General features: G+C 66.9%; 26 protein-coding genes and 1 other RNA gene. 12 read left to right on the top strand and 15 right to left on the bottom strand.

Translation table 11 applies throughout. From position 1 onward, the window contains the following. The 9 genes from HZF05_RS19765 (at nt 1) to HZF05_RS19725 (ending at nt 5,625) form a co-directional block, all read left to right on the top strand. Nucleotides 1-435 (top strand): chemotaxis protein CheW, encoded by a 435-nt coding sequence (locus tag HZF05_RS19765; protein WP_160364190.1) that lies wholly within the window; start codon nt 1-3, stop codon nt 433-435. Between the two features lie 77 nt (nt 436-512). Then, nucleotides 513-878 (top strand): response regulator, encoded by a 366-nt coding sequence (locus HZF05_RS19760; protein ID WP_022692290.1) that lies wholly within the window; start codon nt 513-515, stop codon nt 876-878. A gap of 16 nt (nt 879-894) precedes the next feature. After that, nucleotides 895-2,013 (top strand): chemotaxis-specific protein-glutamate methyltransferase CheB, encoded by a 1,119-nt coding sequence (gene cheB / locus HZF05_RS19755; protein ID WP_246332099.1) that lies wholly within the window; start codon nt 895-897, stop codon nt 2,011-2,013. After that, nucleotides 2,004-2,846, top strand: a complete 843-nt coding sequence (locus tag HZF05_RS19750; RefSeq protein ID WP_343046931.1) for a CheR family methyltransferase — start codon at nt 2,004-2,006, stop codon at nt 2,844-2,846. The genes cheB and HZF05_RS19750 overlap by 10 nt, the downstream gene beginning before the upstream one ends. A gap of 39 nt (nt 2,847-2,885) precedes the next feature. After that, nucleotides 2,886-3,599, top strand: a complete 714-nt coding sequence (locus HZF05_RS19745; protein ID WP_160364189.1) for an N-acetylmuramoyl-L-alanine amidase — start codon at nt 2,886-2,888, stop codon at nt 3,597-3,599. Between the two features lie 43 nt (nt 3,600-3,642). Beyond that, nucleotides 3,643-4,004, top strand: an RNA gene (gene rnpB / locus HZF05_RS19740) — RNase P RNA component class A. A gap of 82 nt (nt 4,005-4,086) precedes the next feature. Then, nucleotides 4,087-4,740: a YoaK family protein gene (locus tag HZF05_RS19735; protein ID WP_160364188.1), complete on the top strand. Its 654-nt coding sequence runs from the start codon at nt 4,087-4,089 to the stop codon at nt 4,738-4,740. A gap of 52 nt (nt 4,741-4,792) precedes the next feature. Then, entirely contained in the window at nt 4,793-5,329 is a 537-nt protein-coding gene (locus HZF05_RS19730) for a J domain-containing protein (RefSeq protein ID WP_160364187.1), read from the top strand. Between the two features lie 8 nt (nt 5,330-5,337). After that, a complete protein-coding gene (locus tag HZF05_RS19725) occupies nt 5,338-5,625 on the top strand; it encodes a (2Fe-2S) ferredoxin domain-containing protein (RefSeq protein WP_343046930.1) in 288 nt (95 codons plus the stop codon). Between the two features lie 141 nt (nt 5,626-5,766). Here the strand turns inward: HZF05_RS19725 and HZF05_RS19720 are convergent, their stop codons facing one another. From HZF05_RS19720 to pspA, 9 genes are all read right to left on the bottom strand, one after another. Beyond that, nucleotides 5,767-6,183 (bottom strand): hypothetical protein, encoded by a 417-nt coding sequence (locus HZF05_RS19720; RefSeq protein WP_160364185.1) that lies wholly within the window; start codon nt 6,181-6,183, stop codon nt 5,767-5,769. A gap of 2 nt (nt 6,184-6,185) precedes the next feature. Beyond that, nucleotides 6,186-6,599 (bottom strand): SufE family protein, encoded by a 414-nt coding sequence (locus HZF05_RS19715; protein WP_160364184.1) that lies wholly within the window; start codon nt 6,597-6,599, stop codon nt 6,186-6,188. A gap of 109 nt (nt 6,600-6,708) precedes the next feature. Continuing rightward, a complete protein-coding gene (locus HZF05_RS19710; protein WP_160364183.1) occupies nt 6,709-6,951 on the bottom strand; it encodes a hypothetical protein in 243 nt (80 codons plus the stop codon). A 23-nt stretch (nt 6,952-6,974) separates the two neighbouring features. Beyond that, on the bottom strand, nt 6,975-7,346 hold the full coding sequence (locus HZF05_RS22460; RefSeq protein ID WP_425505645.1) for a hypothetical protein: 372 nt from the start codon (nt 7,344-7,346) through the stop codon (nt 6,975-6,977). An 18-nt stretch (nt 7,347-7,364) separates the two neighbouring features. Beyond that, on the bottom strand, nt 7,365-7,616 hold the full coding sequence (locus HZF05_RS19700; RefSeq protein WP_160364182.1) for a hypothetical protein: 252 nt from the start codon (nt 7,614-7,616) through the stop codon (nt 7,365-7,367). A gap of 19 nt (nt 7,617-7,635) precedes the next feature. Then, nucleotides 7,636-7,944 carry a hypothetical protein gene (locus HZF05_RS19695; protein WP_160364537.1) on the bottom strand — a complete coding sequence of 103 codons (309 nt, stop codon included), beginning with the start codon at nt 7,942-7,944 and terminating at the stop codon, nt 7,636-7,638. A 44-nt stretch (nt 7,945-7,988) separates the two neighbouring features. Further along, entirely contained in the window at nt 7,989-8,369 is a 381-nt protein-coding gene (gene pspC, locus HZF05_RS19690; RefSeq protein ID WP_160364181.1) for an envelope stress response membrane protein PspC, read from the bottom strand. A gap of 30 nt (nt 8,370-8,399) precedes the next feature. Continuing rightward, complete coding sequence (gene pspB / locus HZF05_RS19685; protein ID WP_160364180.1) at nt 8,400-8,696, bottom strand: envelope stress response membrane protein PspB; 297 nt, start codon at nt 8,694-8,696, stop codon at nt 8,400-8,402. A gap of 4 nt (nt 8,697-8,700) precedes the next feature. Continuing rightward, the gene (gene pspA / locus HZF05_RS19680; RefSeq protein ID WP_160364179.1) at nt 8,701-9,381 is read right to left on the bottom strand and encodes a phage shock protein PspA; all 681 of its coding nucleotides are present in this window, start codon (nt 9,379-9,381) and stop codon (nt 8,701-8,703) included. 371 nt (nt 9,382-9,752) lie between these two features. Between pspA and pspF the strand changes: the two genes are divergently transcribed. Both pspF and HZF05_RS19670 read left to right on the top strand, forming a co-directional pair. Continuing rightward, entirely contained in the window at nt 9,753-10,775 is a 1,023-nt protein-coding gene (pspF, locus tag HZF05_RS19675) for a phage shock protein operon transcriptional activator (protein WP_160364178.1), read from the top strand. A gap of 223 nt (nt 10,776-10,998) precedes the next feature. Then, nucleotides 10,999-11,625, top strand: a complete 627-nt coding sequence (locus HZF05_RS19670; RefSeq protein ID WP_160364177.1) for a superoxide dismutase — start codon at nt 10,999-11,001, stop codon at nt 11,623-11,625. Nucleotides 11,626-11,721: 96 nt separating this feature from the next. On the opposite strand, the gene HZF05_RS19665 is transcribed toward HZF05_RS19670, so the two are convergent. From HZF05_RS19665 to HZF05_RS19640, 6 genes are all read right to left on the bottom strand, one after another. Beyond that, complete coding sequence (locus HZF05_RS19665) at nt 11,722-12,558, bottom strand: DUF1521 domain-containing protein (RefSeq protein ID WP_160364176.1); 837 nt, start codon at nt 12,556-12,558, stop codon at nt 11,722-11,724. Between the two features lie 101 nt (nt 12,559-12,659). Next, entirely contained in the window at nt 12,660-13,277 is a 618-nt protein-coding gene (gene ispZ / locus HZF05_RS19660) for a septation protein IspZ (protein ID WP_181638926.1), read from the bottom strand. A gap of 66 nt (nt 13,278-13,343) precedes the next feature. After that, on the bottom strand, nt 13,344-14,288 hold the full coding sequence (gene ftsY / locus HZF05_RS19655) for a signal recognition particle-docking protein FtsY (protein WP_160364175.1): 945 nt from the start codon (nt 14,286-14,288) through the stop codon (nt 13,344-13,346). Beyond that, entirely contained in the window at nt 14,285-15,610 is a 1,326-nt protein-coding gene (mtaB, locus tag HZF05_RS19650; RefSeq protein ID WP_160364535.1) for a tRNA (N(6)-L-threonylcarbamoyladenosine(37)-C(2))-methylthiotransferase MtaB, read from the bottom strand. The genes ftsY and mtaB overlap by 4 nt, the downstream gene beginning before the upstream one ends. 50 nt (nt 15,611-15,660) lie before the next feature. Then, nucleotides 15,661-16,479, bottom strand: coding sequence for a diaminopimelate epimerase (gene dapF / locus HZF05_RS19645; RefSeq protein WP_160364174.1), 819 nt, complete (start codon nt 16,477-16,479; stop codon nt 15,661-15,663). Nucleotides 16,480-16,528: 49 nt separating this feature from the next. After that, nucleotides 16,529-18,169 carry a putative bifunctional diguanylate cyclase/phosphodiesterase gene (locus HZF05_RS19640; protein WP_160364173.1) on the bottom strand — a complete coding sequence of 547 codons (1,641 nt, stop codon included), beginning with the start codon at nt 18,167-18,169 and terminating at the stop codon, nt 16,529-16,531. A 410-nt stretch (nt 18,170-18,579) separates the two neighbouring features. On the opposite strand from HZF05_RS19640, the gene ffh reads away from it, so the two are divergent. Then, complete coding sequence (gene ffh / locus HZF05_RS19635; RefSeq protein WP_160364172.1) at nt 18,580-20,076, top strand: signal recognition particle protein; 1,497 nt, start codon at nt 18,580-18,582, stop codon at nt 20,074-20,076. Nucleotides 20,077-20,096 lie beyond the last annotated feature (20 nt).

Raw genomic sequence — 20,096 nt, 5'->3', positions numbered from 1 at the left:
ATGGAAGACCTGAAGCTCATCGCCCGCATCGCTGGGCAGGAGGTCGCGATCTCGGCCGACGCGGTCGAATCGGTGGTCGAGATCGACGCGATCACGCCGGTGCCGCTCGCCGCCGGCCACATCGCCGGCCTCGCCGCGCTGCGCAGCCGCGTGCTGACCATCATCGATACCTATGCCGCGCTGAAGCTCGGCCAGTCGCCCCGCGACGGCGTGATCCAGGCGATCGTGGTGACGATCGACAACCATCTCTACGGGCTTCTGGTGGACGAGGTGGTGGATGTCGCCGCGATCACCGGCGATCCGCAGACGCTCCATGCCGGCCTGTCGCCGGGCTGGGCGCATGCGGCGCTCGGCCTCGTCGAACATCAGGATCGCGCGCTGCTGCTGCTCGATCCTGCCCGCATAGTCGCCGGCCCGCTTTCTGCGGCAGCCTGAGCGACAACGTTAACCCGGTCCTTACCGACCGTGGTCTAATCCTTTTGCGCACAAGTGCTTGCATCGAGGGTATGGTGATGAAGACCTGTCTGGTTGTCGACGATTCCAAGGTGATCCGGAAGGTCGCCCGCCACATCCTGGAGACGCTGGAGTTCACCGTCAGCGAGGCCGGAGACGGCCAGGAAGCGCTCGACAGCTGCCGCGTGTCGGCGCCCGACGTGGTGCTGCTCGACTGGAACATGCCGGTGATGAGCGGCATCGAATTCCTCCGTGCGCTCGGCCAGGAAGAGTTCGAGACGCGCCCGAAGGTGATCTTCTGCACCACCGAGAACGGCATCGCCCACATCCGCGCCGCGATCGACGCCGGCGCCGACGAATATGTCATGAAGCCGTTCGACCGCGAGACGCTCGAAAGCAAGTTCCAGCTGGTCGGCGTCGCCTGACCTTGCGCGCGCGGCGATGCCAGCCCAGTCCCTCTACGGGCGCAAGACGGAGCCCAAGCCGATCAGGCTGATGATCGTCGACGATTCGATCGTCGCGCGATCGGTGTTCCAGACGATCCTCGGCGAATATCCCGAGTTCGAGATCGTCGCGACCGCCAGCACCGCCGATCAGGCGCTCGACAAGCTGCGCACCTGCGTCGTCGATATCGTGCTGCTGGATCTCGCCATGCCGGGCATGGACGGGTTCACGGCATTGCCCGAGATCATCGCGCGCGGGCGGGGGGCGCGCGTACTGATCGTATCGACTTCTGCCGCCGACGGCGCCGAGGCCTGCGTTCGGGCGCTGACGCTGGGCGCAGCCGACACGCTGGAAAAGCCTCACGCCGGCACCTATCGTGATCGTTTCGCCGCCGCGCTGGTCGAAAAGCTCCGCCGTGTCGGCGAGAGCCGCAGCCCGGACCGCGAGGAGCCCCGCGTCGCTGCCCAAGCTGCGCCCGTTCTGCCCGATGTCGTCCGTCCGCAGGTTTCCGGACCGGTCGACTGCCTCGCCATCGGTTCGTCGACGGGCGGCCTGCACGCGCTCGCCGAACTGTTCGACGCATTGCCGTCGGCCTGCGACATGCCGGTCCTGATCACCCAGCATTTGCCGGCCAGCTTCATGCCCTATTTCGCCAAGCAGATGACCGAAATCGCCGGCCGCCCCGCGACAGTGGCGAAAGATGGCGTGAGCCTGCTGCGCGGCCAGATCCTCGTTGCGCCGGGCGACGCGCATATCGGGCTGCGATCGATCGGCGGCCTGCCGCGCGTGATCCTCAATCGCGATCCGGCACCCTCGGGCTGCCTTCCTTCGGTGGATCCCATGTTTCAGGCGGTCGCCCAGCAATTTGGCGAACGTGCCTTCGCCGTCGTCCTAACCGGCATGGGCCGCGACGGATCGATCGGCGCACGGGACATCGTCGCGGCCGGTGGCGAGATCGCCGCACAAGATCGTGCGACCTCGGTGATCTGGGGTATGCCGGGCAGCGTCGCTGCCGCGGGACTCGCATCCAGCATCGCGCGACCGTCGGTGATCGCCACCCGCATCGCCGATCGTATGCGCGTGGGCAACGCGACGCGGAGGCCCGCGTGGAGATAAGCGATGGCGCGGTCCGCATCCTTGCCGGCCTGCTGGAGGCGAGGACGGGGCAGCAGCTCGCGATCGGCCGCCGCTGGCGGATCGACACCGCATTGCGGCCGCTGATCGCCAAGCACGATATCCCGACGCTCGACGACCTGGTTCACCGCATCGTTTCCGGCCGCAGCGCCGCGCTGGCCGACGAGGCGATCGAGGCACTCCTCAACCACGAGACCTTCTTCTACCGCGATCTCAACGCCTTCCGGCTGCTCGACGAGCAGGGTATGGGGCGCCTCCATGCGGCGCGCGCCGGCACGCAGCGGCTGCGCATCTGGTCGGCCGGCTGCTCGACGGGGCAGGAGGCCTATACGATCGCGATGATGATCGCCGACCGGCCCGATCGCTGGCGCGGCTGGACGATCGACATCCTCGGCACCGATCTCTCGCCTGCCGCGATCGAGCGGGCGAAGGAAGGGCGCTATTCCCAGTTCGAGATCCAGCGCGGCCTGCCCGTGACGCAGATGCTGCGACGCTTCGATCAGGACGGTGAGCATTGGCAGGCCTCCAGCCTGCTGCGCCAGTCCGTACGCTTCCGTGTTCATAACCTGCTCACCGCCCCGCCGGTTGGCATGTTCGATGTCGTACTGTGCCGTAACGTGCTGCTTTATTTCTCGCCCGACGTGCGGACCCTGGTGTTCAGCAGGATCGCGAGCGCGATGCAGGCCGACGCCGTTCTCATGCTCGGCGCCGGCGAGACGGTGATGGGCCAGACCGACGCGTTCGTTTCGGACTTCGAGGCGCGGGGCCTGTATCGCAAGCGCATCGACGCCACTGCGGTCGCTGCCTTCCGCTGACGACTTGACGCGGTAACCTAGGCGCGCGAGTGCTGCGCCATGGCCGCTATCATCGAGTGCCCCTCGCCGAACTTCGACGAGCGGTCTCTGCCCGTCTCGATCATCGTGCTGCACTATACCGGCATGCAGGACGGCGCCTCCGCGCTCCGCCGGCTGACCGATGCCGAGGCCAAGGTCTCCTCGCACTATCTGATCGCCGAGGACGGGCAGGTCGTGCGTCTTGTCGAGGAGGGCAAGCGTGCCTGGCATGCCGGCCGCAGCTATTGGCGGGGCGTCACCGACGTCAATTCGGCGAGCATCGGGATCGAGCTGGTCAATCCCGGCCACGAATTCGGCTACCGGCCCTTTCCGGACGAGCAGATGGCGGCGCTCGTCACGCTGATGATGGGGATCGTGCCACGCTACGGCATCACGCGCGGCAACATCGTCGGCCATTCGGACATCGCCCCGGCTCGCAAAGAGGATCCGGGCGAGCTGTTCGACTGGGAGCGGCTGGCGCGGCTCCGCCTCGCGCTGCCGAAACCCGAGAAATACCTCACCGATCCGCACTGGACCGACGCCGGCTTCCTGCTCGCGCTGGAACGGTTCGGCTACGACATCGTCGATCAGGAAGCGGCGGTGCGCGCCTTCCAGCGGCGCTTCCGGCCGGACAATCTCGACGGCGTGATCGACGGCCAGTGCCGCGCGATCCTGCTCTCGCTGCTGACCGGCGGTGACAAGGGTGCGGCGTTGCGCGCGGGCGACACCTACTGATTTCGCTTTCGTGACAGTCGCGATGCGGCTAACAGCCGCTCCGCCAGAGGGTCGGGCGGCCGCGTCGCGCAAGCGTCGAGGAAAGTCCGGGCTCCACGGAAAGCACGGTGCCGGGTAACGCCCGGCGGGGGCGACCCCAGGGAAAGTGCCACAGAAAGGACACCGCCGTCGCTTCGGCACGGTAAGGGCGAAAGGGTGCGGCAAGAGCGCACCGCGGCTCCGGCAACGGGACCGGCACGGCAAACCCCACCGGGAGCAAGACCGAATAGGGACCGCATATGGGGCCGCTTCCGCCCCGTGGTCCGGGTTGGTTGCTGGAGGCCGGGAGCGATCCCGGCCCGAGAGGAATGGTCGCACAGTCCCGCAAGGGATGGACAGAACCCGGCTTACAGACCCTCTGGCGCTTTCATCCTCCCCCTGGCGGGGGAGATAAAGGATTAACGAACCCTCTTCCGCTTTCGCGCATCACGCCCTAGCAATATCGGCGATGCTCGAAGTTTCGACGCCTGACCGGAAGGCCACCGTCCTGCTGCTGCTGGCCATTGCGGGCTGCGTCGATGCCGTGGGACTGTACGAGACCGGCCGCTACTTCGTCTCGTTCATGAGCGGCAACACCACGCAGGTGGCACAGCATCTCGCTTTCCACGATTTCGCGAGCGCGGGGCTGCCGGCCGGGCTGATCGCATTGTTCGTCGCCGGCTGCACGATCGGCACGATGATCGCCAAGAGGGCGGGCGCAGCGCGGGCCGCAGGCATCCTGCTGTTGATCGAGGCCGCCTTGCTGGCCGCATCGGTGTGGGCGTTCGGATCGCCCTGGCCGCAGATCGGCATCATCCTGTTGCCGGTCGGCATGGGGCTTGCCAACATCGTCACCGTCCATGCCGGGCGCGCCGAGCCTGGCGCGACGCACGCGACCGGCGCGTTGGTGAAACTCGGCATCCTGCTGGCCGACGCGGGAGAACGCGGGCGGATCGCCGACATGGGGTTTCAGTTCGCGATGTGGCTGGCGTTGCTGGTCGGCAGCATCCTAGGCGCGTTCGGGCGGCTCCATCGCGGCATCGAGACCTTGTGGGTGCCGGTCGCGATCCTCGTCCTGCTCGGAATCGTCGATCTGATCGCCAATCGGCGCCGGCCGGCCTGATTTTTCCGTTTTCGCGGTCGCGGAATCGCTCGCTTCGACCTAGATAGGGAGGATGGCGCGACGGCAGACACGATCGGACGATTGGGGCTTTCCCCGCTGGCGGGGCTATGGGTCGGAGCGGGGCGCGACCAAGGTCCGCATGTGCGATCGCGACGGCTGCGACCGTCCCGGCGACCGCCCCGCGCCCAAATCCCCGAATAGCCCCGAACGCTGGTGGTTCTGCGAGGAGCATGCCGCCGAATACAATCGCAACTGGGACTATTTTCAGGGCCTCTCCGCCGAGGAAGCGGCCAAGCGCGAACGCGACGAGCGACGCACCTCGGCGGGCTATGCGGACTCGTCCTACAACAGTTGGGGCGGCCCCGGCGACGGCAGCCGTTCGCGCGACGAGATCCGCGCGCTGGAGGTGCTGGAGCTCGATGCCGATGCCGGCTTCGAGGATGCGAAGGCGGCATGGCGGCGGCTCGCCAAGGCCAATCACCCGGATGTGAAGCCGGGTGACGATGCCGCTGCCGAGCGTTTCCGCAAGGTGCAGGCGGCGTGGGATGTGCTCAGGACCGCCGAGGAGCGCCGGCAGGGCGTCTCGTGAAGCTTTCGGTGAGGTCCAATTGGTCCGCGACGATCCTCGTTTGCGGCAAATGTTCGAAGAAGCTTGGCGGCGGTTTCGGCGAGAAGGGCAGGACTCCGCTCGCCAAGGCGCTCAGGAAACTGGCTGGGGGCAAGAAGCGCAAGGCCGATTTCGGCGTGATCGAGACGCGCTGTCTCGGCGTTTGTCCCAAGGGCGCGGTGACGGTGATCGACGCTGCGCATCCGGGGAAGTGGATGCTGGTGGAGGAAGGCGCGCCGATCGACGAGCTGGCGGCGCGGCTGGGGTTGCCCTCCTAGCCTTCTCCCGCTTGCGGGAGAAGGAGGGGACCCATCGTGAAGCGATGGGGAGGATGAGGGTCTTCCTCTTGGACGATGGCCCTTACGTCCAAGAGGAAGACCCTCACCCAACCCTCTCCCGCAAGCGGGAGAGGGCTAAGATCACTCATCCCCCTCCGAATCCGGCAGCGGATCGCGGCCCGAGATGCGGCGGGCCATCGCGGCGGTCGCGTCATAATCCCCGAAATCGCCCGAAATGGCGAGGACATGGTCGCTCGCGAGTGCGTCCGCAGGGCTGGTGCCGAGCGGCTTGCCGTCGAGCGTGCAGGTGAGCTTGTCTCCCGCCTTGCCGCCGATCGCGGTGGCGGCCGCCGGGGTCAGCGTGATCATCAGCGAAGGCTTGCCGGTCATGTCCGGAATGGCGCGCGCGTCCATCACCTCGGTTGCCGAGATCTTGTGGTCGGCGACGGCGAACGCGCCGGTCGGGTAGGTCTTCACCGGCTTGGCCGGAGCCGAAGCGACCGCGCTACCGGCCAGCAGCAGCGCGAATCCGAGGGTGGCGAGGGCGCGTCTAGGCAAGCTCATGCCCCTGCATAACGCGTCGCGGTCTCGCGGATAAGCGCGATCATGTTGGGGATGCCCTGCGTGCGGTTGGAGCTGAGCTGGTTCTTCAGGTCGAACGGGGCGAGCAGGCCCTCGATGTTGGTCTGCGCGATTTCGGCCGCCGGTTTGTCCTGCACGGTCAGCAGCACCAGCGCGATGATCCCCTTGGTGATCGCGGCGTTGGAATCGGCGAGGAAGTGGAGGCGGTCTTCATCCGGCTGGGTGGGATAGACCCATACCGAGGCGGAGCAGCCTCTCACCAACGTCGCATCGGTCTTGAGCGCTTCGGGCATCGGCTCGAGCTGGCGGCCGAGATCGATCAGCAGGCGGTAGCGGTCGTCGGAATCGAGGAACTCATATTCCTCGCGGATATCGTCGAGAGTGTCGGCCATGCGGGGCGGTTAGCAGCCCTGCTTTCTCTCGTCACCCCGGCGGAGGCCGGGGTCCGGCTTCAGCGATCGATCTGGATACCGGCCTTCGCCGGTATGACGGGGAAAAGCCTCACAGATCGATCCCCGCCGCGATCGCCTCGAGCTTGCGCACGCGCTCCCTGAGGTCGGCGAGCTCGATGCGGGCGCCAGTGTTGGCCGGCGCGGGCTCCGGCATGTCGTGATGATCGCCCGCCAGCGCGGTGCGCTGCAGGTCGAGCCAGCCGCGCCAGCCGGCGAGCGCTGCGGCGGTCACCATCGCCAGGCCGGCGAGGCCCGCGATGGACAAAGTGAGGATGGAGACGGTCTCGGTCATCGCATCGGTCCTTGAGGGTGAAGTTACAGGCGGTCCGTGCTCGTCGGGGCCGGCCGGTCGCGCGCTTCGGTGCTGGCGCGATCGTAGGGACGATCGCGGAGGGCCTCGATCTCGCGATCGAGCTGGGTCGGGCTATCGGTAGCGATCCGTTCCAGCACCGCGATGCGGTCCTTGAGGGCGCGGACTTCCTCGCGCAGGCGCTGGTTCTCGGCGTCGTCGGCGCCGCCGCCGCCGAAGCCTTGGCGCGGTGTGTCGTAGCGGTTGTTGTTGCGCCGGCGGCCGCCGAACGGCCCCCACGCATCCTGCCCGCGGGAGGCACAGCGATCGCGATAGATGCGCGCGCCGATCACCATGGCCACGATCAGGATGATCATCACATGAGAGGACATCGTCATTCTCCCCGAATGGGCAGGTCAGTTGAGGGGGGTGTCGCGCAGCCGGTCGATCTCGTCGGCCAGGTTGGCGGAACGGTCGGTCAGGATCCGCTCCAGCACGGCGACGCGCTGCTCCAGCCGCTCGGTCTTGGCGGCATATTGCGCCGCCTTCTCGACCGTCTGGCTGTGCATGATCTCCAGCTTCCTTTCCTGGAAGCGGATCCACATCTTCACTACGCCGGCGCCGATGCCGCACACGATCGCGACGATGGGAACTATGAAAGGGCTCATGGTCGGGTCCTCCGCGTGATCAATTGGCGGGGCCGCGCAGACCGTCGATCTCGCGATCGAGGCGGTAGGCGCCGTCGGTGACAATCCGCTCGATTGTGGCGAGCCGATCCTTGACCGAGCCGATCTCGGCACGGAGCTGGGCATTGTCTTGCGTCAGCAGCCGAACGCGCTCGATCGTCTCGCCCGAGTTCAGCGGATAGACCGCATCGTTGGCGTCCCCGAGCGGATAACCGTGGCGCATCCGCATCCAGGTGGTCAGCACCCAGCCGCCGATACCCAGCACGATCGCGGCGAGAGTGATGGCAGCGCCGATCCTGACGATCTCCATCTGCATGGTATTCGGGTCCATCGAACGTCTCCCCTCTCAGCGGCTCAGCGCAGGCTGTCGATCTCGTCGGCGAGGCGACGGTTGTGGCTGGTGTAATAGACTTCCAGGTCGCTCAGCCGGCGGTCGATGTCGCGGAAGCGGCTGCGCACGTCGCGGACGGTGTTGCCCGGCTTGGCGCGGACGCCCTGCCAGAACTTGCGATCCTCGCGGCTCATGTCCTCGAACTCGAGCGGCTTGTCCGATGCGATCCAGGCGGTGATCCAATAGGCGATCAGCGTCCAGGGGAAGCCGCCGATGAGCGTGAGGATCACGGCGGAGACGCGGACGATGGTCGCATCCAGACCGGTATAATCCGCGATCCCCGAGCAGACGCCGAGCCATTTGGCATTCCGCTTGTCGAGGTAGAATTTGGTGTGACGGGGCATGGGAAGTCTCCCTAATCCTTGTTCTTCGGTTCAGGCGCGGCCCTGCCAGTCGTCCGCATCGCGGCCGAGATCGCGGGTGATGTCGCGGCTCGGGCGTTCCGATGTGCCGGGGCGCCAGTTGGGATTGTCGGCGGCGACGATACGCTCGATCGTCGAGAGCCGATCGTCGAGGCGGCGGGCGAGATCGTGCAGGCCGTCGAGGAGGTTCTCGTCCTCGATCGAGAGGCCGCGGGCACGCTTCCACTGAGTGACGTAGTGGAAGATGATCCACGGCAACCCGATGAACAGGATGCCGACGATCACGATCGGAACGACGGTGTCCTCCATCGGATCAGCCCTCCTGGCCGGCAGACTTGCCCATGCGGGCCTTGAGCGCCTCGAGCTCGGCATCGACCTTCTCGGACGACTTGAGGTCGGCGATCTCCTCCTCCAGCGTGCGCGGCGCGGCGCCCATGCCGGCGGCGTCGGCGCGCCCTTCCGCGAAGTCCACGCGGCGCTCCAGCGTCTCGAAGCGGGCGAAGGCCTCGTCGATCTTCGGGCCGTTGGTCATTTCGCGCAGCTTGTAGCGATTGTGCGCGCTCTCCAGCCGGGCGACGATCGAGCTCTGGCGGGCACGCGCCTCGCGCAGCTTGTTCTGCAGCTTGGTGATGTCCGCTTCGGAGGCCTCGAGCGCCTCGTCGAGCACGCCGATCTCCTCCTTCAGGCGCTCGGCCATGTCGGTCGCCTTGCCTTTCTCGACAAGCGCAGCCTTGGCGAGATCCTCGCGGCCCTTGCTCAGCGCCAGCTCGGCCTTCTCGGTCCAGCTCTCCTGGAGCTTGTCGAGCTTGGCGATGTGGCGGCGCATCTCCTTCTGGTCGGCGATGGTGCGGGCGGCCGAGGCGCGGACCTCGATCAGCGTCTCTTCCATCTCCATGATGATCATGCGGATCATCTTCGCCGGGTCCTCGGCCTTGTCGAGCAGGTCGGTGACGTTGGCGGCGATGATGTCGCGGGTGCGGGAGAAAATTCCCATGTTCGGCACTCCAGATTGGAATTGGGTGGGGAAGGGCCGGCGGGGGCGGGGACATGCCCCCGCCGGCGGGGCGCCGGTCAGGACAGAGCCGGACCGACGGCGGCGGCGACGCAGGCGAAGCTTGCGGCGGCCGTCGCGACCAGGGTGACGAGGGCTACCGTGATCCGGCTGCGCTCCGTGGCATCGAGTGTGAACATGGCGACTTCTCCGTCTTCGATCTTTTGAACCGCGAGGTGCGGTGACGAGAACAGTTCTGCAGAGAGCGTGCCAGTTTCGACGAACGACCATTTCCCGCCGTTTCTTGCCGTGTTAATACAGCAAGACGCCATGTGAGGCTTGCCAAGCGTTGGTGAAATATCCCAACTGGCCCGATGGATCGCGACCAGAAGTTCATCGGCGAATCGACCGCCTTCCTCGATGCCGTCGAGCGCGCCAGCCGCGCCGCCACGTTGAACCGCCCCGTCCTCGTGATCGGCGAGCGAGGCACGGGCAAGGAGTTGATCGCCGAGCGCCTTCATCACCTCTCGCCTCGCTGGGCCGGGCCGTTCGTGACGCTCAACTGCGCGGCGCTGCCCGAGACGCTGATCGAGGCCGAATTGTTCGGGCACGAGGCAGGGGCCTTTACCGGCGCCACCAAGGCGCGGGCGGGGCGCTTCGAGGAGGCGGACGGCGGAACGCTCTTCCTCGACGAACTGGCGACCATGTCGTCGGGCGCGCAGGAGCGGCTGCTCCGCGCTGTGGAATATGGCGAGGTGACGCGGATCGGCTCGTCCAAGGCAATGCGGGTCGATTGTCGGATCGTGGCGGCGACCAACGAGCATCTGCCCGCATTGGTCGAAAGCGGGCGGTTCCGCGCCGACCTGCTCGATCGCCTGTCGTTCGAGGTGGTGACGCTGCCGCCGCTGCGCCATCGCGAGGGCGATATCCCCGTGCTCGCCGATTTCTTCGGCCGGCGCATGGCGATCGAGGTGGGCTGGGAGCGCTGGCCGGGCTTCGGCCCCAAGGCGATGGGCGCGCTGGTCGGCTACGAATGGCCGGGCAATGTCCGGGAGTTGCGCAACGTGATCGAGCGCGCGGTCTATCGCTGGGAGGAAGGCAAGCCGATCGAGACGATCGAGTTCGATCCCTTTGCCTCGCCCTGGATGCCGCAAGGCGCGGGAGCGCGACCTGCGATGACGGCTGAGCCCGGACCGGCACAGGCCGTGGCGGTGGTCGAGGAGCCGGAGATCAACGACTTCAAGGCGGCTTGCGAAGCTTACGAGAAGCGGTTGCTGGAGGCGGCGTTGAAACGTTGCCGCTTCAACCAGCGCACTACGGCGGCGGCGCTGTCGCTGACCTATGACCAGCTGCGCCACGCGCTCAAGAAGCACAGCCTGCTGGACCGGACCTCCTAGGGTGAGAGCGGAGGGCCGGGAGGGGGACTTCCGTTTGTTGAGGGATGGAAGGACCCGATCCTCCGCTCTCATGACGCATGACGGAGGCGATCGTCGTCGGCCTTGGTTCCGTTTCGGCTCCGTTCTGTGAGAATGGTTCGCAACAGGCTTTTTTGCTGCACTTTTGCTCGCGCTGGGCGTTAGGAGCGCGAACGGATTCCCTCAAGAAGCCAGGAGACGCCCGATGGCCTTCGTCCTTCCCCCGCTGCCCTTCGACAAGACCGCGCTCGATCCGATCATGTCGGCCGAAACCTTCGATTATCACCATGGCAAGCACCACAACGCCTATGTCCAGAAGGTCAATGGCTGGGAAGAGGAGAAGGGCCTCAAGGGCAAGAGCCTCGTCGAGGTGATCCACCTGTCCAAGGACAAGGGCGACAAGGGCCTGTTCAACAACGCCGCCCAGATATGGAACCACACCTTCTTCTGGAACAGCCTGGCCCCGGCCGGCACCACCCAACCCTCCGAGAAGCTCGCCAAGTTGATCGACGATTTCGGCGGCCAGGACGCGCTGATCGCCAAGTTGAAGGAGGAGGCTGTCGGCCATTTCGCCTCCGGCTGGGCGTGGCTGGTGCTCGATGGCGGCGCGCTCAAGGTCACCTCGCTGCACGACGCCGACACGCCGGTGGTGCATGACGGCATGAAGCCGCTCCTCACGCTCGATGTGTGGGAGCACGCTTATTATATCGACTATCGCAATGCCCGCCCGGACTTCGCCGAGAAGGTGTTGAAGAATGTCGTGAACTGGGATTTCGTGTCGCAGAACCTCGACGGCGAGGGCATCGGCCGCGCGGACCAGCCGGCGGTCTGACCCGCCGTACCGCGGGACTCAAGAAGGGGCTGCGGGAGGATATCCCGCAGCCCCTTCTCTTTCCTGCCGCCCGATACGCCGGCGGCAGGGCGGGGATCAGGCGAAGATCTGCGCGCGGCCTTCAGCATGGGCGTGCATCCCATGCGAAATGTCCGAGCCCATCTCGGCGGCAAATCCGAACAGCACCGCGCCGGCGAGGAACTGGCCGAACAGCCCACTCAACTGTTGCAGCGTCTCGAAGGCCGAGCCGGGCTTGGTCTCGTCGAGATCCGCCTGGGTGGCGTCCTGCCCCGTATAGGCGGAAGTCCAGCCGCTGCCTTCGGTCTTCTCGTCGAGCACGTAGCCGTCCGCCGTCGCGCTATCGAGCGCGTAGCCATTCTGGCCCATGGTGATCGCGAGATCGCCCTTGGTCTGCTCCGACAGGCCGGTGACGGTCAGGCCCTGGCTACCCTTGGTGATGGTCAGCGTGTCGGCATAATAGACGTCCGGGTTGCTCTGGCTCTGCTGGGTGTTCACCGTGATCTTGGTGCCGTTGGGCAGCGTGAAGGTCGTGGTGCCGTAGAAGTCGAACTGGTGCTGGCCGTTCACATTGACGTGGGGATCCCCCCAGATCTGCGTCGTCTGGCCGGTGTTCGCGTCGGTGATCGTGGCCGACGAGCTGTTCTCGTCGAGCTGGAGCGAATAGCCGTCGCCGAGATCGATCGAGGCCTGCCCCTCGGCCCCGGTCGAGGCAGTCCACTGCGCCTGCGGCTGGTTGTTGGAGAAGAGCGCGGCGGTCCACATGGACGGCAACTGCGCGCTCGCCCAGGGGCGGGCACCGAGCGGATTGAACATGTGGCCCACGATTCCGGCGGCGAAGACGAACTCCTGCGCGGTGGTGGTGGCCTGCAGATTCCGGGTGGCGCTGGCAGAGGCGGTAGTGATCGTGGTCATGGGGCGATCCTTTACGCGTTTCCGAACATCCGGGATGATGCACGGCCCGCTTTGGGAGCGCCCTCCACATTCCGACTAGGCGAGCTAGTCGGTTCGACTAGTCACTCGGTCGGTGGGGCATCCGCGATCGCCTCGGCCTGCGTCTCGCCAAGGCCGTGCTTGAGCAGCATCGGCATGTTGGCGACCGCGAAGATCATCGTGGCGGGTATCGCACCCCATAATTTGTAGCCGAGCCAGGCCGAGGTCGAGAAATTGCGCCAGACCGCTTCGTTGGCGATGGCCATCACGATGAAGAATACCGCCCAGTTGCGCGACAGCAGCATCCAGCCGCGCTCGTCGAGCCCCGGATAGGCGGAGCCGAGCGCGAGTTTGAGCGTCGGCTTGCCGGTCCACAGGCCGAACCAGAGGATGCCCGAGACCATCAGATAATAGATGGTCGGCTTGATCTTGATGAACCAGTCTTCGTGTAGCCAGAGCGTCAGCCCGCCCAGCACCAGCACCATCGCGCTGGAAAACCACTGCATCGCCGAGATCCAGCCGAAGCGGATCCGCGAGAAGAGCATGGCCGCGATCGTCGCCGCCATGAAGATGCCGGTGGCGGCGAAGATGTTCTTGCCCGTCAGCGAATAGGCCAGGAAATAGACCACCAGCGGCCCGAGATCGAGCACGACACGGAGCAGCGGCCCGGCTTCGGGCTTGGGCGCGGTAGCGGTGGTCAAAGGCGTCCTCTTTATATCGTATGGCCGGGTTTAGCGCATGGAACGCTGACAGGCGATGAACGGCATTTATTTCACGCTGGCCTTCGATCCCGCGATCAGCCCGGCGACCTCGTCCGGATCGAAGGAGCGGAAATCCTCCAGCGTCTCGCCCACGCCGATCGCATGGATCGGCAGGCCGAACTTCTCCGCCGCCGCGACCAGCACGCCACCCTTGGCGGTGCCGTCCAGCTTGGTCATGACGAGGCCGGTGACGCCGGCATCCCGGCCGAATATCTCGATCTGGCTGATCGCGTTCTGGCCGGTGGTGGCGTCCAGCACCAGCACGACGTCGTGCGGCGCGGCCGGATTGAGCCGGCCGAGCACGCGACGGATCTTGCTGAGTTCGTCCATCAGCCCGGCCTTGTTCTGGAGGCGGCCGGCGGTATCGACGATCAGCACGTCGGTACCGATCGCGGTGCCCTGCTTCACGCCTTCCCATACGAGGCTGGCCGCGTCGCCGCCCTCCTTGCCCGAGATGATCGGCACGCCGATCCGCTCCGCCCAGACCTTGAGCTGCCCGATCGCGGCGGCGCGGAACGTGTCTCCGGCGACCAGCATCACCTGATAGTCCTGCTCCTGCAGCAGGTGGGCGAGCTTGGCGATCGTAGTCGTCTTGCCCGATCCGTTGACGCCGATGACGAGGATCACCTGCGGGCGCGGAAAAGCCTCGATCTCCAGCGGCTTGGCGACGGGGCGCAGCACCTTGGCCACTTCCTCGGCGACGATCTTGCGCACGCCGGCCTCGTCGAGATCCTTGTCGTAGCGCTCATCCTCCAGCCGGTCGCGGATGCGCATGGCGGTGACGGGGCCGAGGTCCGACGCGATCAGCGCCTCCTCGATCGCGTCGAGTGTCTGCCGGTCGAGCTTTTCCTTGTTGAACAGGCTGTCGAGATTGCTGCCCAGTCGGTCGGCGGTGCGGCGGAAGCCGGCGGCGAGCTTGTCGTGCCAAGGGGTGTTGCGGGTATCGCTCAAAGGGCCTCTCCGACGAGCATCTCGCCTTCGATGTGGGTGACGCGAATGGCGACGACATCGCCGCGCCGGACGGCATTGGTGGCCGCGCCGCGCGGGGCAGCGCCGGAAGCGAGGCGGGCGGGGGCGTAAGCGGCGGTATGGCCGCGCCCGTCGATGCGCTCGACCAGCAGCGATTGCTCGGTGCCGACCAGCGTTTCCAACCAGCGACCGCGACGCGCCTCGGCTGCCTCGCGCAGCCGGCGGGCGCGGGCGGCGACCAGCACCGGATCGAGCGCTGGCATCCGCGCGGCGGGTGTGTCGGCGCGGGGCGAGAAGGGGAAGACATGCGCGTGGACGATGTCGCAATCGTCGAGAAGGGCGACGCTGTTCAGGGCCTGTGCCTCGGTCTCGGTCGGGAAGCCGGCGATCAGGTCGGCGCCGATCGCGATTTCGGGGCGCTTGGCCTTAAGCCGCTCGACCATCGCGACCGATTGCGCGCGCAAGTGGCGGCGTTTCATCCGCTTCAGGATCATGTCGTCGCCGGCCTGCAACGAGAGATGGAGATGCGGCTGGATGCGCCGCTCGCCGGTGACGAGATCGAACAGGCGGTCGTCGATCTCGACGCTGTCGAGCGAGGAGAGGCGCAAGCGCGCGAGGCCCGGCACCAGCCTGAGCACCCGTTCGACGAGATGGCCGAGGCTCTGGTCGCCCGGCAGGTCCGGCCCGTAGCTGGTGGCATCGACGCCGGTGAGCACCACTTCATTGTAACCCTCGTCGACCAGCGCCTTGATGCGATCGACGACGAGGCCGGCGGGCACCGACCGGCTCGGCCCGCGCGCGAAGGGGATGATGCAGAAGGTGCAGCGATGATCGCAGCCGTTCTGCACCTCGACGAAGGCGCGCGCGCGGTCGCCGAACCCGGCGGCGAGGTGCGGAGCGGTGTCGCGGACGGCCATGATGTCGGAGACGCGGATCTTTTCTTCCAAGGTCGCCCCAAACATCCCGTTCGTCCTGAGCGAAGTCGAAGGACGTGCGGCAGGCGGCGCGCTCGGGCCACGCACTTGGACTTCGCTCAGTGCGAGCGGATCGCGGGCGGTGGCGGAGGGGCCAAAAGAAGCAGCCTCCCATTTCTCCCTGTTGCCGATCACCGCCGCCACCTCGGGCATGGAAGCGAAGCGCTCCGGCTCCACCTGCGCCGCGCAGCCTGTCACGACGATGCGCGCGCCGGGCCGTCGCTTGGCCGCGCGGCGTATTTCCTTTCGCGCCTGTTTCACCGCCTCGGCCGTCACCGCGCAAGAATTGACGATGACGAGATCGTCCCGGTCGCCGGCCAGCGCGCGCATGGCCTCGCTCTCGGCGGCGTTGAGCCGGCAGCCGAGGGTCAGGATCTCGGTCACGCCGGGAAGGCTGCGAGATCTATCTCGCCCGAGAAGACATGGGTTGCCGGGCCGGTCATGCGGATCGTGCCGCCGGGCTGCCAGTCGATCACCAGGTCTCCGCCGGACAGCGCGACCGTCACGCCGCTCTTGGCCCGGCCGGCACGGATCGCGGCGACCGCGGTGGCGCAGGCGCCGGTGCCGCAGGCGAGCGTCGCGCCCGATCCGCGCTCCCAGACGCGCAAACGGATGCGAGTCCGGCTCTCGATCGTGGCGAAATTGACGTTAACACGCTCCGGGAAGATCGGGTCATTCTCGATCGGACGGCCCAGCGCCTCGATATCGAGGGCATCCGCATCCGCCACGAACAGGATGACGTGGGGGTTGCCGACGCTCAGCGCCATCGGCGGGGCAATCGTTTCCACGCCGCCCCACGCCAGCGGCAAGGCGAGCGTGTCCATCGCATAGGCGAGCGGCACCGCGTCCCACTCGAAACGTGGCGCTCCCATGTCGACGCTGGCGCCGTCGATCGTGACGGACGCATCGAGCACGCCGCCCAGCGTCTCGATCGTCGCGCCGTCCCCGAGCAGGGTGGCGACGCAGCGCGTGGCATTGCCGCAGCTTTCCACCTCGCCGCCGTCGGCATTCCAGATACGCATCCGGGCGGTCGCCACGTCGGATGGTTCGATCAGGACCAGCTGGTCGCAACCGACGCCGAAATGGCGATCCGCAATCGCACGGGCACGCGCCGCCGACATCGCGACGGCGCCCCCGCGCGCGTCGAACACGACGAAGTCGTTGCCCAATCCGTGCATCTTGCGAAAAGGTTGCGGCATCGCGCGCATCTAGGGGCGCGTCGGCGTCAAGTCCACACTCGGCGAAGGATCAGGCGCGGCGTTGCGCAGGCGCTTCGGCCTCGATCGCGCGCGCGCTCGGCAGCAGGCCCTTCTCGGCGAGCAGGCGGCGTGCGGCGGTGACCGTCATCGGCTTGCCGAAATGCCACCCCTGGCCTTTGTGCAATCCCATGCTGCGGAGGCTGTCGTAGATGCCCTGATCCTCGATCCCCTCGGCGGTGATCGGCAGGTTGAGGCTCTCGCCGAGCTTGGAAATGGCGTTGACGATCGCCATCGACTCGGGGTCCTTGTTCATCGCCGTGACGAAGCTCTTGTCGATCTTGATGCGATCGAAGGGCAGGGCGCGGAGATGGGCGAGAGAGGAATAGCCGGTGCCGAAATCGTCGAGCGCGAGGCGGATACCCTGATTCTTGAGCGACCCGACGATCGACTGGGCCAAGCTGAGATTCTGGAACAGCGAGCTTTCGGTGATCTCGATTTCCAGCCGGTTGGCGGGGTAGCCGGTCTCGACCAGCAGCTTGACGATCTTCTGCGCCAGCCACGGATCCTTGAGCTGGGCGGGCGAGATGTTGACCGAGAGCGTGATGCTCTGGTCCCAGTCGCGCGCCTCCGTGAAGGCGCGGCGCATCACCGAGACGGACATGTCGGCGATCAGCCCGCATTCCTCGGCGACCGGGATGAAACTGTCCGGCGGGATCACGCCGCGCGTCGGATGTTCCCAGCGGGCCAGCACCTCGAAGCCGATGATCGCGCCGCTCTCCAGATCGACCTGCGGCTCGTAATAGGGGACGAACTGACCGAGCGGGATGCCCTCGCGCAGGCCCGCCTCGATCGCGTTGCGGCTGACCAGCTCGCGCTCCATCGTCGCGTCGAACCAGGCGTGGCGGCCGCGGCCGGCGGCCTTGGCGGCGTGCATCGCGATGTTGGCGCGGCGCAGCAGCGCCTCGACGCTCTGACAGTCGGCCTCGGTGCGGGCGATGCCGATACTGGCGCCGATATGCGCGGTAACGCCTTTGGTGATCAGCGGCTGGGCGAGCGCGCCGACGATATAGTCTGCGATCGAATCGACCGTGCTCATGTGGCGCGGATCGAAGGGCAGCAGCACCGCGAACTCGTCGCCGTCGAGCCGGCCGGCGACGGCGGAGGCGGGGAGCGCTTTACGGATGATGTCGGTGGCGGCACGCAGGATGGTGTCGCCGGCGAGATGGCCATGCACCTCGTTGACCGTCTTGAAGTGATCGAGATCGACGACGAGCAGCGCCACCGCCTTGTCGCGGCGCAGGCCGTTGGCGATCACCGCCGCGCCTTCCTCGGCGAGCGAGCGGCGATTGAGGAAGCCGGTCAGCTCGTCGGTGCGGGCGAGGGTGGTGGCGCGGGCCTCGGCCTCGTCGCGCTGGCTGCTGGTGGCGACCAGATCGCGGTAGCGGCGCCAGCCGAACAGGATCAGTGCGAGGTTAAGCAGCATGCCCGCCATCAGGATGCGATCGCCGGAGGCAAGGTCGGCGGCGTGGCTGGTCGTGCCCAGCATCCGCTCGACGGAGGCGACGTAGCGCCACCCGCCGGTGACCAGCACGGCCAGCGCGGCCAGCAGGATCGCGCCGGCGAGCAGATCGCGGCGGGCACGGCTGACCGCCTTCGCGGCCCTGCTGTCCTCGCCCTTCCGCCTCGTCATCCTGCCATATCCCCGTTTCGGCACTCTGCGTTCTGGCGGGAAAGCGTGTAGAAGCGGTAAAGAGCCGCAGATTTTCGGGGATTGTCACGGATGCGATAAACGCCGGCCCCGTTCGCCCTGAGGAGGGATTGAGCGAAGCGTAAGCGAAGTCGAAGGCCCGTCTCGAAGGGTGTTGCGCGGTGCATGTGATTCGAGACGCCGCTTCGACAAGCTCAGCGGCTCCTCAGCACGAACGGGTGTGGAGCGTGGGTTGCCATTCGCCGAGCCTTCCGCTATCGGCCGCCACGATCGTTCCGCAAGGTTCGTGATGGCTCCAGCGCCTGACCCCCGAGAGGGTGGCGCACGCCGGCCGGCGAGTTTCGCCCGCCGGCGCTTTGTGCGTTGGGGCTGTTGGGATTTGGAGTAGGCGCATGTTCGAGAGTCTGAGCGAAAGGCTGGGTGGGGTTTTCGATAAACTCCGCGGCCGTGGTGCGCTCAACGAGAATGACGTGCGCGCGGCGATGCGCGAGGTCCGCATCGCGTTGCTCGAGGCCGACGTCGCGCTGCCGGTGGTGCGCGAGTTCGTCGACAAGGTTACCGAGCAGGCGGTCGGCCAGTCGGTCCTTCGCTCGGTCACGCCGGGCCAGCAGGTCGTCAAGATCGTCAATGACGCGCTGACCGAGATGCTGGGTTCGGAAGCCGCCGATCTCCAGCTCGACGTGACGCCGCCCGCCATCGTGATGATGGTCGGCCTGCAGGGTTCGGGCAAGACCACCACCACCGCCAAGATTGCGCGCCGCCTGCGGGAGAAGGGCCGCAAGAAGGTGCTGATGGCGTCGCTCGACGTCAATCGCCCGGCGGCGCAGGAACAGCTGGCCGTGCTCGGCACGCAGGCCGAGGTGCAGACGCTGCCGATCGTCGCCGGGCAGCAGCCGGTCGATATCGCCAAGCGCGCGCTCAACGCCGCGAAGCTGCAGGGCTTCGACGTGCTGCTGCTCGACACCGCCGGCCGTCTCCACGTCGATCAGGCGCTGATGGACGAGATGAAGGCGGTCGCCTCCGTCTCCGAGCCGGACGAGATCCTGCTCGTCGTCGACTCGTTGACCGGCCAGGATGCCGTCAACGTCGCCAAGTCGTTCTCCGAGCAGGTGAACCTCACCGGCGTCGTGCTCACCCGCATGGACGGCGATGCGCGCGGCGGCGCGGCGCTGTCGATGCGCGCCGTCACCGGCAAGCCGATCAAGTTCGTCGGCACCGGCGAGAAGCTCGACGGGCTGGAGCTGTTCCAGCCGGGCCGCGTCGCCGGCCGCATCCTCGGCATGGGCGACGTCGTGTCGCTGGTCGAGCGCGCCGCCGAGACGATCAAGCAGGAAGACGCCGAAAAGCTCGCCGAGCGGATGAGCAAGGGCCAGTTCGACCTGAACGACCTGCGCAGCCAGCTAAACCAGATGCGCAAGATGGGCGGCCTCGGCGCGCTCGCCTCGATGCTGCCGGGCGTCGCCAAGGTGAAGAACGCCATGGCCAACGGCCAGGTCGACGACAAGGTGCTGATCCACATGGACGCGATCATCGGTTCGATGACGCCCAAGGAGCGCGCCAAGCCCGAGCTGCTCAACGCCAAGCGCAAGATCCGGGTGGCCAAGGGCTCCGGCACCACGGTGCAGGAGGTCAACAAGATCCTGAAGATGCATCAGGAAATGGCCACCGCCATGAAGAAGATCAAGAAGATGGGCGGCCTCAAGGGCCTCGCCGCTCTGTTCGGCAAGGGCGGGGGCGGCATGGGTGGCCTCGGCGGCGCCGGTGGTCCTGGTGGCGACATGCCGCCGGGCTTCGGCGGGGCTGGCGGCGGTGGGCTGGGTGGTCTGCCCGGCCTTCCCGGCGGGCAGAATTTGCCGCCCGGCTTCCAGAATTTCATGAAGAAGAAGTGAGAAGTTTGGCCGTCAGGCTA

It is taken from the genome of Sphingomonas chungangi, assembly GCF_013778325.1.
In the GTDB taxonomy this organism is placed as follows: Bacteria; Pseudomonadota; Alphaproteobacteria; order Sphingomonadales; family Sphingomonadaceae; genus Solisphingomonas; species Solisphingomonas chungangi.
Note: the sequence above shows the minus strand (reverse complement) of the source record. Positions and strands in the feature narration are given on the sequence as shown.